This window comes from Olleya sp. KKT75 (assembly GCF_055635485.1).
This window is the reverse complement of record NZ_CM145759.1, coordinates 1,934,512-1,952,500: the sequence shown is the minus strand read 5'-3', so window position 1 is coordinate 1,952,500 and position 17,989 is coordinate 1,934,512. Positions and strand designations below refer to the sequence as shown.

The window sequence follows — 17,989 nt, the reverse complement described above, 5'->3', positions numbered from 1 at the left end:
TTGAAGCTTAACTTTTAAATACGTTATCGGGTTTGTACTTTGAAATGCTTTGACACCATCCTCGTCGTTTTTTGCAAAATACACGTAGTCGTTTATTGTATTTAAGTCCAGGGTTAAATTTGCGTATTTATTAGACTGCACCTTAAATACTAATTGTTGTGTTTTTATATTGTCAAATTGATTGCGCCAGTTATAGTTTTTGTAACTACTTTGAAATAATAGGGTGTTGAAATTTGGAGCAACCGAATTATGGTTAATATTTGCAGACACTTTAAGATCTTTATTTAACAGATAAGACGCTGTACCGGAAATATAGTTTCCGTCAAAATCTCCAGACACATTTAATCCTGCATCTCCTCTTAAATTAAATCCTTTGTATTGCTTATTATATTTTGCTCCTACAGATAAAACATCTCCTTTTAATCTATTAGGAATTACATTTTGATCAAGAAGCACAATTTTATTATAACCGTAATTGTAATTATTGTGAGTCGCATTAAATTGAATGTTACCTAATGTTGAATTACTATAGTTTAATTGTAGTTGATTGGTAAATTGCTCTAGCTCTGTTCTGTCCTTTATATTACTAGTTTGAAAGGAGTCTCCGAAATAATCTGTGTTGGCTGTTGTTTGATCGTAGGTATAAATTTTATCCTCTAACGTCATAACATGTGCTAGTTGGATTTTGTTTGAACTTACTGAATCCTTTGCTTGTACTAAATCATAGCTATGGTTTAAATAAAAACGCTTACCTAATAACAGGTTTTCTGCATCTTCAAAATTAACTTCTAAGACTCCCCTGTCATCAAAATCGGGATCTCCGGATTCGAAAAATGCTATATTATCGTCTTTTAATCCACCATTTTCTTGATTTAATATATCTTGAGATGTAAAATGCGTGTTTAAAACATACCTTTTATTTTTTGTTTTATAGCTTGCTGTAATCCTTAAATTACCAGAACTACTTAATGAGTTTTGATAAAAACCTAATGATCGCAATCCCTTATACCCTATTGACAAATTAAATTGTCTTGATGTATTTGTTGTAAAGAATGCATCTAACTGCTGGCCTTGGGTGAATGCTGTCTTAAAATAAAGCTCTGTTAGTGGTGTTGGTGCATGATAGTAATTAACATCGTCTGCATTTAGGTAATTAAAATGTTTAGACCTTGCTCCAAATCCAGGAAGTTGATTGGTGTTTTCAAAATTATATGTTAGACTATTATATGTTTGTCCAACGTTAGCAAATGGCATTAGCCCAAAATTATCACGTCTTAAATAATTATATTTATACTCCTTATTAATACTTAACGTTGTATCTAGATAAGTTGTGTCTCTTACTGAAGAAATAATCAAATACTCTGAGATTATTGCTTTTTGCTTTTCGCTTTTATTTGTGTTTGATCTTTTAGACTTAGTGCTATCTTGCGTATTAGATGCGTTTACACTAGAATCTGAGTTTAAAGATTTTTTAAGTGTAGGCTTTTGAGCATAAGCTATGCTTACAAAAGCGGTTAAAAGAAAAGAGAAAATTATTTTTTTCATTAAATGGTGACTATTTTAGACCTTTAATTTAAATCTGAAACATTTATTTTTGCCAAAAATAGCAAATATCTTTATGGTTTTGTGCTTTCTGTCAAGAAAGGCACAAAATTGAATATAGTATAACGTTAAACCTTCATTTTTATTTAATGCTTAAGTTAAAATATACAAAACATAAATTAGAGTGCGGAACAGATGAAGCTGGTCGCGGTTGTCTTGCTGGTCCTGTCACTGCTGCTGCAGTAATTTTGAAACCTAGATTTAAAAATGCCATATTAAATGACTCTAAACAAATTAGCGAAAAAAAAAGAGATTTATTGCGTCCAATAATTGAGGAACAAGCCCTATGTTTTGGTTTTAGCCATGTTTATGAAGATACTATTGACGAGATAAACATATTAAACGCTTCTATTTTGGCCATGCACAACGCTATTGAAGCCATGCCAAAAACACCTGAATTTATAATTGTTGATGGTAATAGATTTAAACCTTATAAGGACATCCCTTCAGAAACCATTATTAAAGGAGACGGTAAATATATGAGTATTGCTGCAGCATCCGTTTTAGCAAAAACATACCGTGATGAATACATGAATAAAATCCATGAAGAATTTCCGATGTATAACTGGAAACAAAATAAGGGCTACCCCACAAAACAACACAGAGAAGCCATTAGAAAATATGGTGCCACAAAATACCACCGAAAATCCTTTAGACTATTACCCGAACAATTGAAATTAGAACTGTAACTTACTATATTTGTATAAATATGACGCCTTTTATGAAACACTCTTGGTATAGTTTTCTTATAATTTTATTGATTTTTTCTTGTGAATCTGCACCAGAAAAAAACACAATGGAAGACTTTATTTATGCTGATTCTGATTTTGTTTTAACTATTAATAATTTAGACAATTTTAAGAGCAACACTGGTAACAACAATTTTATTGAATCTTTATCTAAAACAGAACACTACAAGACCTTTACTGAGACCTTAAATTTTTTAAACCAAATAAAAAGCCAACAACCTTTTTACATTAACTTATTTAAGGATCAAAAAGACAGCCTAACTTATAGTTTTGTAACCAAATTAACGGATTCAGTATTTACTTTAGACAGCCTTAAAATTACGCGCGAGCCCTATCAATTAAAAGGTCTAGCTGTTGAAAAAGTAAACATTGACAAACAAACAATATATGTTTCGAAACAAGGTGATTTATTAATAGGATCTAACAACACTACCCATTTAGAAGACTTATTTAATGGAAATACTAAAAATGCTTCAGTAAAAAAAATAATACAAACTCAAGATAAAGATGCTTCGTTTTCTGTGTATTTAAACAACGGTAGTTTAAAACACATTTTTAAAAACACCACGATTCCTTTTAAGACACTAACAAACAACCTAACTTTTGACACAGAAGTTAGTCAAAATGAATTAGTGTTAACCGGAATTACAAAAGCAACCGACAGCTCTAGTTTAATTAATGTTTTTAAAAATACTCTACCACAAGATAATCAACTAGCGCAAATCACACCTTCTAATAGCGATGGTTTTTTGAGTATCACTTTTAATGAGTTTAGTGTTTTTAAAGACAACTTAGACCGCTTTAATACAGTAGATACTATTACTAAAAACACCACCCTTTTTGACAATATTATTGAATTTGGAGAAATATATACTGACACTACTAGTGTTGTTGTACTAAACACGATTGATGTCATTGCTACAAAAGAAGCACTGCTAAGTGAGCAAGAAAAGATAGAAGATTTTAGAGGTGTAAATCTTTACAAATTTTCTAAACCAGACTTATTTAAAGAGCAATTAAAACCATTTATTACTTTAGATAAAGCAACAAAATACTGCATAATTAATCAGTTTATAATTTTTGCATCAAACACAGATGCTTTAGAAAATATAATAATTAATTACCAGAATCAAACCACATTAAACGATCGTCCCTATTATAAAGATATTAGCGCAGGATTAAGTAGTCAAGCCTCAATACTGCAAGTCTTAAATCCAACCAATTTAGAACAATTGGTAACCTCTAATCTAAACACAAAGCAAGATTTAGATTTTAGTAAATATAAAAGCTCAGCTTTTCAATTTATATACGATGGTGATTTCGCGCATTTTAATGCCATAATAAAACAAAGCAAAAATACGGTTGCTGAAAATTCTATTACCGAAATATTTAACATCAAACTTGACAATGACGTATTTAACACACCTCAATTTGTAAAAAACTATCGCACTAAGCAACAAAATATTATTGTTCAGGATGTCACAAATAAGCTGTATTTGATAACTAATGACGGAAAAATACTTTGGAAAAAACAACTACATGGCCCTGTTTTAGGTCGTATTGAACAAATAGATATGTATAAAAATGGACGCTTGCAATATGCCTTCGCAACTCCAAACCGTGTTTATGTATTGGACCGAAATGGGAATGATGTCAAGCCATTCCCTATGAAGTTTTCAGATCAAATCACACAACCATTATCTGTTTTTGATTACGATAAACGAAAAAAATACAGACTGTTTGTTACTCAAGGTAAAAACGTATTACTATATGACGGAAGAGGAAAAAAGGTCAAAGGTTTTAATTTTAAATCTGCAAAAGAAGATTTTAATAGTCAACCACAACATATTAGGATTGGCAGAAAAGATTATTTAGTATTTAAAACAGAGCATAAATTGTATATTCTGGATAGACGAGGTAAAACTAGAGTTACACCTAAAACAAACTTAAGCTATTCTAATCAACCTGTTTTTGATTATAATTCTGATTTTATAACAACAACAAAAGAAGGAAAACTAGCAACAATAACCACTAAAGGCGCCGTATCTGTAATGGATAAAAACCTAACAGATAATAATAGTCTAGTTTCTACTACAAAAACATTAGTTTCTCAAAGTAATAACATCTTAAACATTAAAGATCACACTTTAGAGTTAGACTTTGGAACCTATACCCCTGCTCTGTTATTTTTGATAGACAATAAAATATACATTTCCACTACGGATAAACAAACTCAAAAAGTACTACTTTATGATAGCAATGGTGTGTTGCAAGACAACTTTCCTGTTTATGGCACATCTGCTATAGATTTAAAGAACATTGACAAAGATTCTAATTTAGAGTTTGTTACTAAAGGCGAAAATAATTCTATACTAGTTTACAAAATAAACTAAGTATTTAAAATTAAGATTATTAAAAACCGAAGCAAAGTCTTCGGTTTTTTTACGCATTATTTCTGCTTAATTTAGTAACATTGTAACTGAATACAAACTTCAATTTTAAAGATGATTACACGTAAACTCGCTACCATTTCAAAATTTATAATTCACAAGGTTGGTAACAAACATAACGACACAAAAAATGCATTTTCTGAGAAAGAAGTTCATTTTGACGAAGAGAGTTATGAGCTTATGCTACCCTTTTTACTAAGGCCATTTGGAAGCGTTGTCCAGAGTTACCGATTTAATCACCACGCCAATGTGGAGCTTAACGAGATTAACTCTTACAGTAAACAAATCTTTAATGACGATGATGCATTTGTCGAGATGTCTAAAAACATAGTTAAGCATTTGTTTGAACAAAGTAATTCTGCACAAATAAAAACCGGAGATGTTTTGGTTGCTGTTTTTGAAGGTATTGAATACAAAGAAATGGTTACCAATGCTATTGGAATATTTAAAATTGAAAACAAAACAAATTTCTTTCAAACCTTTTTAGAGGATAGTAGCTATGACGTTTTAGTACAAAAAGGAATCTCGTCCAAAAAAGTTGACAAAGGGTGTTTGATTTTAAATCAAACAGACATGGAAGGTAACATTATTTTGAGTGTCGACAACAACAGTTATGATGCACAATACTGGTTAGATCGTTTTCTAAACATAAAATATGCTGATGATATGAATAATCACACACATAACTACTTAGATATGTGCAGTGAGTTTTCTACTGAGATTTTAAAGACAAGTTTTGGAGAACAAGAACGCAATATCTTTTTAGCAAAAACAATCGACTATTTTAAGGAGAACGAAATTATAAACGTTGAACGTTTTAAAGAAGAAGTCTTTACTGAAGAAAATCACATACAGTTATTTGAAGATTTCAAAAAAGAATATGAAGGAGAACAAAATGTATTATTAAGAAATCAATTTGATCTTGCTGAAGCTGTAGTTAAGAAGGATAAAAAGAAAATTAAAACAGACATTAAATTGGATACTAACATCCAAATTAAATTAGATATAGATTCTCCCGATGCTGCGCAAGAATATTTAGAACGCGGTTATGACGAAGATAAAAAAATGCACTACTATAAAGTGTTTTTTAATGCAGAAGCATAATACTTTAAAATGATTTCTAATACCCTAAGTTTGGTTTTGATACATAACCATACTTAGGGTATATAGTAATTATTATTGCTTAAACTCAGCCTCAAACATTTTACTAAAGTGTTTTAATATTTTTGCTTTTACTTCTGCTTCATCTACTTCTTTAACACCAAGTTCTACATTTAAAGAACTTACTGCTTTACCTCTAATACCACAAGGAATAATATTATCAAAATACCCTAGGTTAGCATTCACGTTAAGTGCAAATCCGTGCATAGTCACCCATCGACTTGCTCTAACACCCATAGCACAAATTTTACGTGCAAAAGGTGTTCCAACGTCAAGCCAAACACCAGTTTCGCCTTCGCTTCGAGTAGCTCTTATACCGTACTCATCCAAGGTTAAAATAATAACCTCTTCTAAAAAACGTAAATACTTATGTATATCAGTAAAAAAATTATCCAAATCTAAAATAGGATATCCTACAATTTGACCAGGACCATGATATGTAATATCTCCCCCTCTGTTTATTTTATAAAATGTAGCACCTTTAGCTTTTAGTTGGTCTTCATTTAACAACAAGTTAGACATATCACCGCTCTTACCTAAAGTATATACATGAGGATGCTCCACAAACAGAAAGAAATTCTCTGTTTCTAAACCCGCAGCTTCTCTTCTATTTTTTATTTTAGTATCTAAAATCCCTTTAAATAGTTGCTCTTGGTAATCCCAAGTTTCTTTAAAGTCTTTTGTCCCTAAATCCTGTAGTTGTATCGTTTTATTCATAACAAAATTAATGGTACAAAGATACAATATATCTTTCAAGATTATTGAATATTACACATCCCGAAATTACAACAACCAGTCAGAGCTTTAATGATACTCAAAATACAATCCTTATATAATTAACACCGAGACAAACAGTGTTTTTAAGTCGTTATATAACAAGGTGCAAAAAACACCTGATATAACTAATAAAAAATTTAATAGTTTGACGGTGTACTTATTTGATGTTATCACTTATTTTTTGTTACAAACGCTTATCTTTGTGCCTTAATTTTTTTTTACAATAAAACTATGTCACAATTATCTGAGCAAGAGCTCGTACGTAGAGAAAAACTTGCAAAATTACGCGAGTTAGGTATCAACCCTTATCCAGCAGATTTATATCCTGTTTCTGACAATTCTAAACAGATTAAACAGGAATTCAAAGAAGGCAAACAGGTAGTTGTTGCTGGTAGATTGATGGCAATTAACATTCAAGGAAAAGCATCTTTTGCACAATTACAAGATTCTGAAGGACGTATACAGTTATATTTTAACAGAGACGAAATTTGTCCTGGAGAGGATAAAGACCAATATAATGTTGTCTTTAAAAAATTATTAGACTTAGGAGATTTTGTTGGTATTGAAGGTGAATTGTTTACAACACAAGTTGGAGAAAAAACAATATTAGTTAAAGGGTTTTCTTTACTAAGTAAATCTTTAAAACCACTACCAATTCCAAAACAAAAAGACGGAAAAACTTACGATGCGTTTACAGACCCAGAAATGCGTTACAGACAACGTTATGCTGACTTAGCTGTAAACCCACATGTTAAAGATGTTTTTATAAAACGTACTAAGTTATTTAATGCTATGCGTAGCTTTTTTAATGACTCCGGTTATTTTGAAGTAGAAACACCAATATTACAACCAATTCCTGGTGGAGCAGCTGCAAGACCTTTTATTACACACCATAACAGTTTAGACATACCATTATATATGCGTATTGCTAACGAGTTATACCTAAAACGATTAATTGTTGGTGGTTTTGATGGTGTTTATGAGTTTTCTAAAAACTTCCGTAATGAAGGAATGGACAGAACACACAATCCTGAATTTACAGCAATGGAAATTTATGTAGCCTACAAAGACTACAATTGGATGATGGACTTTTGCGAACAACTTCTAGAACATTGTGCTATAGCCGTAAACGGAACATCTGAAGCTACTTTTGGAGATCATAAAATAGACTTTAAAGCACCTTATGCAAGAGTTACTATGGCAGACTCTATTAAGCACTTTACTGGATTTGATATTACAGGAAAAACAGAAGACGAAATAAGAACAGCAGCAAAAGGCATGGGCATTAGCGTAGACGCAACCATGGGTAAAGGAAAGCTGATTGATGAAATTTTTGGTGAAAAATGTGAAGGAAACTACATCCAACCTACATTTATTACGGACTATCCAAAAGAAATGAGTCCATTATGTAAAGAACACAGAGAAAACCCTGAATTAACGGAACGTTTTGAACTCATGGTTTGTGGTAAAGAAATAGCAAATGCTTATTCTGAACTTAATGATCCAATAGACCAGCGTCAACGTTTTGAGCACCAATTAAAATTGGCAGCTAAAGGTGATGATGAAGCAACAGAATTTATAGATGAAGACTTTTTACGTGCTTTAGAATACGGTATGCCTCCAACATCTGGAATGGGAATTGGAATGGATAGATTAATTATGTTTTTAACTAACAATCAATCTATACAAGAAGTATTATTTTTCCCTCAAATGCGACCTGAGAAGAAAGCAGCACCAATGAATGAGGAAGAAAAAGCGGTACTTGCTTTATTAAAAACGACTAGTCCAATAGAATTAAACGCACTTAAAGATCAATCTGGATTAAGTAATAAGAAGTGGGATAAAACTATAAAAGGTTTAACCAAATTAGGCGTTGCCAAAGTAAACAAAACTGATGATGGACTATTTGTAGAAGTTGTTTAACTACTACAAATAACCAAATTGGTTTAAACAAAAAAAGGAACTACATAACTGTAGTTCCTTTTTTTTGTTCTAGTGTCTATTTATGAGGGTAAATTCTTTAGAAAATTTTTAGATAAGAATTTATAGTACCAATTTCTATTAGAAAGTTTTATCCCCATTTGTCTTGATGTTTTAATTTTAGACATAACGCCAAGGCTTCTTATAATTACTACAAATACAAGTGCTAAAATTAAAAATATCATCAAATTTGAAAACGTCATAGGTCTGTGTACTTAATTATCTTGTAATAAAATTAGCACACTAACAACTATTTACCAATTCAAAACTCTTAATGTTATTTGAAATTCGATGATTGGTTGTTTTTATAGGTCAAAAAACACAAAATAGCAACAAACACACTCTTAATCAACTCTTTACGACATAAATTAATGTAATTATGATACTATACAACACGTCTAAAATCTGTTATATTTAGTAAAACAATCAATTAATCAGTCGTCTTTTGCAATTCGACATAAGTCCCTATTGGTACGTCATTAATAAACACATCTTCTAAAACAGAATATCCGTTTTTAACATAGACCAATGCATAAGTATTATTTGACAAACCTTGTCTGCTAGCTTTTCTATAAGCCATTTCGGCTGGATACGCTTTACTTTCTTCCATATAAAACCTATCAAAAGGTAGCATAAAGTCAATAACATTACTTTTTTGGTAATAGCCATAAGTTTGAGCAATTACAAAATCGTCATCAGTATTTGTTTTAAATGGACTTACCGATTTTACAGCAGCATAACCTAAACTATCTGTTTTTAGATACACATAGATATCACTACGATTTTCCCATAATGTATCTATTGTGGCAACTTTATTCATATCAAAAGACAGCGTAATGTACTTCCCTCTAAAAGGATCTGTTGGATCAATAGGGCGTGTTTTAAATTTATAAGCTGTTCCTGAATTTAAAACAGATTGGTTTTTAAAAACCATGGCAGCTGGCACACTCAATTGAATTAAAGCCAAAACCACAAAAAGTATAAATAGATATATTGTTTTCATCTTAATTGTTTAAAGATTTGTTTTGATTTGATTTCTGCTTTTTAAGCATGACGTAATTTGCGCTAAAGAAACCGACTCCTATAGTTATAAATAATAAGCCTCGAATAACAAAGCTCATGTTTGTATCAAAAAACCTAAAACTAATTAAAGCGGTTATAATAAGTAAACCATAGTTTAAGATTCCGAAATGATATTTATCCACTCCCGTCTTTACTGTTGTAATACCTAAACCAAGTATTAAAAAGTTAATTAATACTAATCCCGCAGTTGCATAATAACTACTAACAATAAAAACAATTAAATATAATGCAAATACATATCTAAACAAGTTAAATGGTTTTAAGCTATCTTTTATGTGACTATAGACTAGAGTTACTAATGTTAGCGTGATCAAAAGTATTGGAACGTAAAAATTTGATGCACTATAATACTCATAATTAAAGTCTCCCGACCAAAATCTATGAAAAGAAGCTAAAAGAAGTGTAACAACTACACCAAGAGATCCAATTGCTAAGTAACCGTTTTTTCTAAGTTTTAGAATTTTTAAATAAGGTAATTGCCCAATATTGTAAAGCAACCCAAAAAACAATATAAAAACCAGATACAATATACTGCTTGAAACATCTAAAAAAGCTCCAAATGTAATGGTCAAACTTAATGGGAATAACCAATTAAGTAAAGAAAACCCATTAGAAGCTGCTTCATTTTTAATGACGTTGTAATAAAAAGGAATTATACCTAATAACATAACCAAATACAACCATGGTATCTGTCCATTACCAAAATACCCGACTAAACAAGTATAATAAGTTGCAAAAACAAGATGTAATATTGCTAACACTTTTGATTTAAGTAAATAAACTAAAGGTAAACATAGCGCAATCCATGTTAATAAATAGCCTTCTAAATTGCCTGGCACATTATAAATCTGACCAATTAAAGCAATTGCAGCTCCTACTCCAAAAAACAGAAAGACACCTGATGCTTCTTTCCATGTCTGACTCTTCTTTTTAAAAATAGAAAAACCAACTAGCAATTGTCCAATGATCAAAGGGATAAAAGACAATACCGTTTTGATCATCTTAGGCAAATATTCCCAATTATGGGCAAATAGTAATATTATTCCAGACCCTATTAATAAAGATCCTAAAATACCAAATACTACAAATAACTTATTAGGCGCTTCGGCTTCTTTAGACTCAAAGTAACGTTCTATTCGTAATGCAGTGTCTTCAGATATTATCTGATTTGTTATTAATTCTGGTAATGTATTTATAAATTTTGTACTCATTTTTAATGGTTTTAATTAATTAAATTTTGATTAAAAACCTCGTAACATCCGTCACGAGGCTTTAGGTTAACCATCACATTAACCAATCATCAAAACAAAATATTAAACATTGTCTGTTTTCTCATTTGATAAAAAGGCAATATCTCGAGTATTTTTTTGCACTGCAATAGCCGCAAAAAGACTTAAGGTAAATGACATACCATAAAACCCTTTTTCGCTAAGTTCTAGATCTGCATTCCACAATCCAATAACTAATAATGCGATTGCTGTAACAGACGTAAACCAACTTATACCGTAATAAATTTCTGTTACTGGTACATTTTCTAGCTTATCTCTCACTGATTTCTGTACAGATATTACAGAAAATAATCCAAAAAGCAAGATAGTAAAATAATACCCTTTTTCATTTAGAAGCATATTTGCATTCCATAATCCAATACAATACGAAACCATACCAAGACATAAAGCTGTCCAAGACGCTCCTACAAATGCTGGAGTAGGTTTTGTATTATATGTTGTTGCCTTTTTTTTAGGCTTTTTAGACTTTTGGTCTTCATTGATTGAAACTGTTGTTTGATAATCCATAATATTTTGTTTTTGATAATTATTGTTTAAATAAAGTTTGAGACATTATGTCTTTAATTTGATAAGACGTATAAAACTAATTTGCTTTAGACACCTAAATAACTCACCTTACTTCCTGTATGACTACTTAAGTCTGCTACATAAGATTGATAGCTGTCTATTAAATAATTCTGAATCTCCATTCTGTTAGCTAGTAAGACGCTAAAAAATAAAACGATAAGTGTTGCTTTAAAAAATGTTTTCATGATGTTTTGATTTGTTGATTACACGACAAAGATGCAACGGGTAAACAGTTATATAAAAACAGATTTAAAATAAAACTGACGATATATTTTAGATAAAAAATAGAATTAATCTTATTTAAAGAATTATTTTTAACCAAATAATGACGATTAAATGACCGATTTAAACAGCTTAATTTCTACATTTTCTAATGAAGAACAACAACAGTTTATATCGTTTCTAGAAAAAAAGAACAAAAGAAGCGATACCAAAAACATACAACTCTACAAGTTACTTCAAGATAAAGACATGGACACATTTACCATTTGTAATACACTTTATGGTAGTCAGAAAAAAGGAGCATATCATGCTTTAAGAAAACGTTTATATCAATCTGTTATAGATTTTATAGCCAACAAACATCTGGCAGACGAAAGCACTGTGGAAATGCAATTAATAAAACTACTAATCACTGCTAGAGCCTGCCTTACCAAAAAGCAATATAAAACAGCCTATAAATTATTAGCTAAAGCTGAAACAATAGCAATAGAACATGCTTTGTTTTCTATTTTGAATGAAATTTATCACACAAAAATTCAATACTCCTACTCACAACCACAAGATAAACTAGAACATTATATTACAGCTTTTAAAAATAACCAACATAATGCCTATACAGAAGACCAACTAAATATAGTATATGCAAAAATTAGACAAACACTTAACAACATAAACTATAAAGGTGTGGTCTTAGATCTAGAAACATTACTAAACAATACTCTGGAAGAACATAATATAAATTTAGAAAATGCTATTACATTTAAAGCGCTATATCAAATTATAAGTATTGTTAGCTTATCTGCTTTTGTAACCAATGACTATTATAAAATAGAATCCTTTTTATTAAAACATTACACCACTTTAAAATCATATAAAAATCGAGAAAAACAAACTTATTATCATATTCAAATACTATATATGATTGCTAATACTTTATTTAGGAACAAGAAATTTGACGAAGCTTCGCAGTACTTAAATGCAATGGAAATACAATTAAAAAGCAATCAAAAAAAACACTTCAATACCTTTATATTAAAACACAACCTATTAAAAGGTTTAACATTTAATTACACCAACCAACAAACAGAAGCTATTGCCTTACTAGAAGAAAGCACTAGACTAAAACATCAAGATATAGAAAGCCAACTAGACATTCACTTATGCTTAATAATGACACATGTGCAACATGACGACTATAAAAAAGCAAATCAAGTTATGGCTACCTTTTATCATACCGATGCTTATTACGAAACTAAAGCAGGAAAAGAATGGGTTATTAAAAAAAACTTAATAGACATTATAATACAAATAGAATTAGAGCACATCGATTTAGTAGACTCTAGACTACGTAGTTTTAAACGTCAATACTACTCCTATTTAAAACAAATTAATCAAAATCGAGTTATCACGTATTTAAGCTTTGTCGAATTATATTTTAAAGACCCAAATATTGTAACCACTACAACATTTAAAGCTAGAATAGAAAGTGCTTTTATTTGGGTTGATGCCCAACAAGAAGATATTTTTGTAATGAGTTTTTACGCTTGGTTAAAAAGTAAAATGGAAAACAAACCACTATACACCATCACTTTAGAACTTGTAGAAATGGCAAAAACCAATGTTAATTAAAAGCTAAAAAACAAGCACTTATTAAACCTTTTGGAAAATAGCGGGTCTTAGAAGTATAACAATTTAAAATAAGATACAAATGAAAAAATTAGCAATACTAGCATTAGCTTTAATTACATTTCAAGCAAATGCACAAGATAACAGTAGCGAAAAACGTCAAGAAAACAAAAAAGAACGTTTGGAAAAACGCATGAAACTTGAACCAAAAGAAATGGCAGAGTTAAAAACTAAAAAAATGACTTTGCATTTAGATTTAACAGAAGCACAACAAACAAAAGTTATGGCTTTAAATTTAGAAAATGCAAAGCAAAGAAAAGAGCACTTTAAAAAGCATGCAGACAAAAAAGCAGATTCTGAAAAAACAAAACCAACTAAAGAAGAAAAACTTAAAAGAATGAATGCTAAATTAGATGCACAAATAGCAACTAAAAAACAGATGAAAGACATCTTAAATGCTGACCAATATGAAAAGTGGGAAAAATCAGAAATGAAAAGAAACCATGGACGTAAGCATAATAAAAAAGGCGAAAGAAAACACGGGAAAGGTGAGAAAAAGAGTACCGAAACTGATGAATAATTAGGAAATATTCACATTTTAAGGAAAAAAGACGCTGATTATCTATTCAGCGTCTTTTTTATTTGCGATTATTAAACTAAAAGTGTTACTTTGAGAGTATAATTAATTAACTCTTACACAATGAAAAAAATAATTACGCTTTGTCTTTTTGTATTTGGTTTATTTTTAGCAACTAACACTGCTAGCGCACAACAAAAATTTAGTGCAGAAGTCACTACTGCAGCACTAACAAAAACGGTTGAGCTTGGTAAAGCTTTAAAAGCGAACAAACCTACTCAAGAATTAATGTATCCTGCATTCCAAGAATTTTATGCAAAATCAGAAACGCTAAACAGCTCTTTTGAAACAGGTACGACTGAGTATAGCGCGTTAGAAAAGAAAATCAACGATCGTTTATCTTCTCAAATGAATGAAGTACTTAACAGCGAACAATACACTAAATATTTAGAATTATCAGGTCAATCTGAAACTGAATAATTTAGCAATACTACATATAAAAAAAGCCGATTATAAATTTATAATCGGCTTTTTTAGTGTCTAAAATTTTCTATTAACTAAAGACAGATTCACAAGCTGCAATAGTTTTATCTAAATCCTTGTATGAAAGTGCGTCATTTAAAAACCAACTTTCAAAAGCACTTGGTGCTAAATAGATACCCTGATTAAGCATCCCATGGAAAAAAGTTTTAAATGTTTCGTTGTTTCCTTTAGCAGACGTTTCAAAATCTACAACTTGACCTTCACTAAAATGCACAGACATCATAGATCCTAATCTGTTTATAGTATGTGTTACTTTTAATCGTTCTAAAACCTCAGCAATACCTTTATGTAGGTATTCCGTTTTCTTAGCTAAACTTGAAAACACATCACCCGTATTTAATTCTTCTAACATTGCTAATCCCGCAGCCATAGCTAATGGATTACCACTTAATGTTCCTGCTTGATATACTGGTCCTAAAGGCGCTAAATGATCCATAATTTCAGCCTTAGCTGCAAAAGCACCTACAGGTAAACCACCTCCTATTACTTTACCAAAACACACAATATCTGCTTTAATACCTAATAATTCTTGAGCACCACCTTTAGCTAATCTAAATCCAGTCATAACCTCATCAAATACCAATAAAATATTATTAGCATCACACAATTGTCTTAACCCTTCTAAAAAACCTGCTTTTGGAGGAATACATCCCATATTACCAGCAACTGGCTCTATTATAATACAAGCAATTTCGTTTTTGTTAGCTTCAATTAAAGCTTCTACATTAGCCAAATCGTTGTATTTAGCCAACAATGTATCTTTAGCGGTACCTTGTGTTACTCCTGGACTATTTGGTGATCCAAAAGTTACTGCACCACTACCCGCTTGTATTAAAAACGAATCTGAGTGCCCATGATAACAACCAGCAAATTTGATAATCTTATCTTTATTAGTATACCCTCTTGCTAATCTAACAGCACTCATACAAGCTTCTGTTCCAGAATTAACAAAACGAATCTTATCAATATTTGGCACCATTGATACTGCTAACTCAGCAATTTTGGTTTCAATTTCAGTAGGCATACCAAAGGATGTTCCTTTTTTAGCTTTATCAATAACTGCGTCAACCACTGGTTTGTGTGCGTGACCTAAAATCATTGGCCCCCATGATGCGATATAATCTATTAATTGGTTACCATCTTCATCATACAAATAAGCGCCTTTAGCTTCTTTAACAAAAATAGGTGTCCCACCTACTGCTTTAAATGCACGGACTGGAGAGTTTACACCTCCAGGAATTACTTTCTCTGCTTCAGCAAACAAAGCACTACTACGTTTATAAATCATAAACCTTAATAATCTTTTGGAATTGGTTTTACAAATAAAATCTGTCCAACAAATAAATCGTTGCCATCTAAACTATTCAACGATTTTAATTCGGTAACAGAAATGTTATATTTTCTAGAGATAGAATACAATGTGTCTCCTTTTACTACAGCATGTTTATCACTAACTTTTGATTCTTTACCTAAAACGTCAGCATCAAAACGATATAACTGGTAACGCTCTATTAAGCTAATTAGCTTGTTTGGATATTTTCTATCGGTTGCATAGCCCGCTGCTCTTAAGCCTTTTGCCCAACCTTCATAATCATCTTTTTCTAATTCAAATAACTTAGAGTAACGTTTACGCTCCGTCAAAAACAAAGAGTGATCTCTAAAACTATATTTTGCGTTTTTATACTTTCTAAAACATTCTTGAGATGCATCGTCATCATGGTAAATCTTAGCACCTGTCCACTCGTGACACTTAATTCCAAAATGATTATTAGCCTCTACAGACAAACGTCCACTTCCAGAACCTGATTCTAAGATTCCCTGTGCTAGAGTTATACTTGCAGGTATTTGATAGTTGCGCATTTCATTTTGAGCAATATCACTAAAAATAGCAATATATTCTTCTGTTTTATTTGCATAAACTTCCGGAGTTTCGGTAATAGCTTCTTCTTCTACAACAACGACTTCAGTTTCTTTTTCAGCTTTCTTTTTCTTTCTATCAACCTTAACCGTATTTTGTTTTCCTTTTTTGGTGGTTGTTTTCTTGGATGATCCACAACTCACAATTAAGAGTGTAATACAAAGAATGGCTATTATTTTTTTCATTTACTATAATATTAATTGTTGTTGTTTCTTTTTTAGTCTTTTATTCATGCCTTCTACACCTTGCAAGCCACCTGTATGGATTGCAAGTATTTTTGCATTGTCCTCAAAATACCCATTCTTAATTAAATCAAAAATTCCAAATAACAGTTTACCTGTATATACTGGGTCTAGTGCTATTTGTTGCTCCGCTTTAAACTGATTAATAAACGCAACTAAATCTGCATTTATCTTAGCGTAGCCTCCAAAATGATAATCGGTAACTAACTTCCAATTGGACTGTGCTGCAAATTTACTAATATCTTCTTTTAAAAAGTCGCCTTTTAAAGCCGAAAAACCTAAAACTTGTTGCTCTGGTTTAGAGACATTAATTAATCCTGCCAATGTCCCACCTGTACCAACTGAAGAACAGATATAATTAAAATCAAAATCAGCTTGATTTAAGATCTCTTTGCAACCTTTTACAGCCAAATCATTAGTACCACCTTCCGGAATTTGATAAAAATCACCAAACTCTCTTTTTAGTTTTTCAATAATAGACTGTGTAGATTTTAACCTAAAATGCTCTCTACTTATAAACTTAAACGTCATACCACAATCTTGTGCAAATCGCAATGTAGGGTTATCTAAAATCTTGTCTCGTAATTCTTCTCCTCGAATAACGCCTATTGTTTTAAAACCAAATACACGACCTGCTTCTGCAGTAGCTGCGATATGATTAGAAAAAGCTCCACCAAAAGTAAGCAAGGTATCATACTTATGTTTTTCAGCGAAAGCGATATTATACTTTAACTTTCTGTACTTATTTCCAGAAATTATAGGATGTATTAAATCCTCACGTTTTAGGTATAATGAGACCGAACTTTTAAAAGGAAGCTCTATTTTTTGATTGACACTAAGTTCAGGCTTAAATTTCATGCTTGCTAAGATACTTTAAAAATTGCCAAAATGGTCTTGATTTTAAATACACTAAGTTAGTATCATTACAATACGCCTCTCTTTCAAAACTCAAGTTTTTATATGCTAAAAACCAATTTTTATGTTGATAATAACGTATTAAAAACTCTAACACATACCATATATAAAACGGTAGTATTAACATTTCTAATTGTTGTCTAAGATGAATTTTCTCATGATTAATAAGCGTTTTACTGTGTTTTAATCCTTTATTTTTTAAAAAAATAAAAGGAAAAACGGTCATTCCAGTATAACCCTTTGGCACTAAAAATTTAGATACTATTATCATAATTTATACATCTCAAA

The 17,989-nt window shown here is 30.9% G+C and carries 17 protein-coding genes (1 of these 17 cut by a window edge); 7 read left to right on the top strand and 10 right to left on the bottom strand.

What is annotated here, in order from left to right:
- On the bottom strand, window positions 1-1,545 hold the 5' portion of the coding sequence (locus ACZ2G2_RS08535) for a putative porin (RefSeq protein WP_470391829.1). The gene continues 423 nt to the left of window position 1, outside the view; only the first 1,545 of its 1,968 coding nucleotides appear in the window; its start codon is at window positions 1,543-1,545; the stop codon falls past the left edge of the window.
- Between the two features lie 146 nt (window positions 1,546-1,691).
- On the opposite strand from ACZ2G2_RS08535, the gene ACZ2G2_RS08530 reads away from it, so the two are divergent.
- The 3 genes from ACZ2G2_RS08530 (at window position 1,692) to ACZ2G2_RS08520 (ending at window position 5,905) form a co-directional block, all read left to right on the top strand.
- A complete protein-coding gene (locus ACZ2G2_RS08530; protein ID WP_090842391.1) occupies window positions 1,692-2,291 on the top strand; it encodes a ribonuclease HII in 600 nt (199 codons plus the stop codon).
- A gap of 32 nt (window positions 2,292-2,323) precedes the next feature.
- Window positions 2,324-4,744, top strand: coding sequence for a ribonuclease HII (locus tag ACZ2G2_RS08525; protein ID WP_470391828.1), 2,421 nt, complete (start codon window positions 2,324-2,326; stop codon window positions 4,742-4,744).
- Window positions 4,745-4,855: 111 nt separating this feature from the next.
- Entirely contained in the window at window positions 4,856-5,905 is a 1,050-nt protein-coding gene (locus ACZ2G2_RS08520; protein ID WP_470391827.1) for a nucleoid-associated protein, read from the top strand.
- 72 nt (window positions 5,906-5,977) lie between these two features.
- Here the strand turns inward: ACZ2G2_RS08520 and lipB are convergent, their stop codons facing one another.
- Window positions 5,978-6,679 carry a lipoyl(octanoyl) transferase LipB gene (gene lipB, locus ACZ2G2_RS08515; protein WP_470391826.1) on the bottom strand — a complete coding sequence of 234 codons (702 nt, stop codon included), beginning with the start codon at window positions 6,677-6,679 and terminating at the stop codon, window positions 5,978-5,980.
- A gap of 291 nt (window positions 6,680-6,970) precedes the next feature.
- Here lipB and lysS point away from each other — a divergent pair, with 291 nt between their 5' ends.
- Window positions 6,971-8,662 (top strand): lysine--tRNA ligase, encoded by a 1,692-nt coding sequence (lysS, locus tag ACZ2G2_RS08510; RefSeq protein WP_470391825.1) that lies wholly within the window; start codon window positions 6,971-6,973, stop codon window positions 8,660-8,662.
- A 487-nt stretch (window positions 8,663-9,149) separates the two neighbouring features.
- Here lysS and ACZ2G2_RS08505 read toward each other — a convergent pair whose 3' ends face one another.
- The 4 genes from ACZ2G2_RS08505 to ACZ2G2_RS08490 form a co-directional block, all read right to left on the bottom strand.
- Complete coding sequence (locus tag ACZ2G2_RS08505) at window positions 9,150-9,722, bottom strand: GDYXXLXY domain-containing protein (protein ID WP_470391824.1); 573 nt, start codon at window positions 9,720-9,722, stop codon at window positions 9,150-9,152.
- Between the two features lies 1 nt (window position 9,723).
- Window positions 9,724-11,013, bottom strand: coding sequence for a DUF2157 domain-containing protein (locus tag ACZ2G2_RS08500; protein WP_470391823.1), 1,290 nt, complete (start codon window positions 11,011-11,013; stop codon window positions 9,724-9,726).
- A 102-nt stretch (window positions 11,014-11,115) separates the two neighbouring features.
- A complete protein-coding gene (yiaA, locus tag ACZ2G2_RS08495) occupies window positions 11,116-11,598 on the bottom strand; it encodes an inner membrane protein YiaA (RefSeq protein WP_470391822.1) in 483 nt (160 codons plus the stop codon).
- Between the two features lie 86 nt (window positions 11,599-11,684).
- Window positions 11,685-11,843 (bottom strand): hypothetical protein, encoded by a 159-nt coding sequence (locus tag ACZ2G2_RS08490; protein ID WP_157823448.1) that lies wholly within the window; start codon window positions 11,841-11,843, stop codon window positions 11,685-11,687.
- Window positions 11,844-11,994: 151 nt separating this feature from the next.
- On the opposite strand from ACZ2G2_RS08490, the gene ACZ2G2_RS08485 reads away from it, so the two are divergent.
- From ACZ2G2_RS08485 to ACZ2G2_RS08475, 3 genes are all read left to right on the top strand, one after another.
- Window positions 11,995-13,509 carry a tetratricopeptide repeat protein gene (locus ACZ2G2_RS08485; protein WP_470391821.1) on the top strand — a complete coding sequence of 505 codons (1,515 nt, stop codon included), beginning with the start codon at window positions 11,995-11,997 and terminating at the stop codon, window positions 13,507-13,509.
- 79 nt (window positions 13,510-13,588) lie between these two features.
- Window positions 13,589-14,086, top strand: a complete 498-nt coding sequence (locus ACZ2G2_RS08480) for a hypothetical protein (RefSeq protein ID WP_470391820.1) — start codon at window positions 13,589-13,591, stop codon at window positions 14,084-14,086.
- Between the two features lie 120 nt (window positions 14,087-14,206).
- Entirely contained in the window at window positions 14,207-14,563 is a 357-nt protein-coding gene (locus ACZ2G2_RS08475) for a hypothetical protein (protein ID WP_101203840.1), read from the top strand.
- A 73-nt stretch (window positions 14,564-14,636) separates the two neighbouring features.
- Here the strand turns inward: ACZ2G2_RS08475 and hemL are convergent, their stop codons facing one another.
- The 4 genes from hemL to ACZ2G2_RS08455 are packed head-to-tail and all read right to left on the bottom strand — an operon-like array spanning window position 14,637 to window position 17,972.
- A complete protein-coding gene (hemL, locus tag ACZ2G2_RS08470; protein ID WP_470391819.1) occupies window positions 14,637-15,914 on the bottom strand; it encodes a glutamate-1-semialdehyde 2,1-aminomutase in 1,278 nt (425 codons plus the stop codon).
- Window positions 15,915-15,919: 5 nt separating this feature from the next.
- Window positions 15,920-16,729 carry a glucosaminidase domain-containing protein gene (locus tag ACZ2G2_RS08465; protein WP_282070428.1) on the bottom strand — a complete coding sequence of 270 codons (810 nt, stop codon included), beginning with the start codon at window positions 16,727-16,729 and terminating at the stop codon, window positions 15,920-15,922.
- 3 nt (window positions 16,730-16,732) lie between these two features.
- Window positions 16,733-17,644 carry a 1-aminocyclopropane-1-carboxylate deaminase/D-cysteine desulfhydrase gene (locus ACZ2G2_RS08460; protein WP_470391818.1) on the bottom strand — a complete coding sequence of 304 codons (912 nt, stop codon included), beginning with the start codon at window positions 17,642-17,644 and terminating at the stop codon, window positions 16,733-16,735.
- Window positions 17,634-17,972, bottom strand: a complete 339-nt coding sequence (locus tag ACZ2G2_RS08455) for a hypothetical protein (RefSeq protein ID WP_090842423.1) — start codon at window positions 17,970-17,972, stop codon at window positions 17,634-17,636. Before ACZ2G2_RS08455 ends, ACZ2G2_RS08460 begins: the two co-directional genes overlap by 11 nt.
- Between the last annotated feature and the right edge of the window lie 17 nt (window positions 17,973-17,989).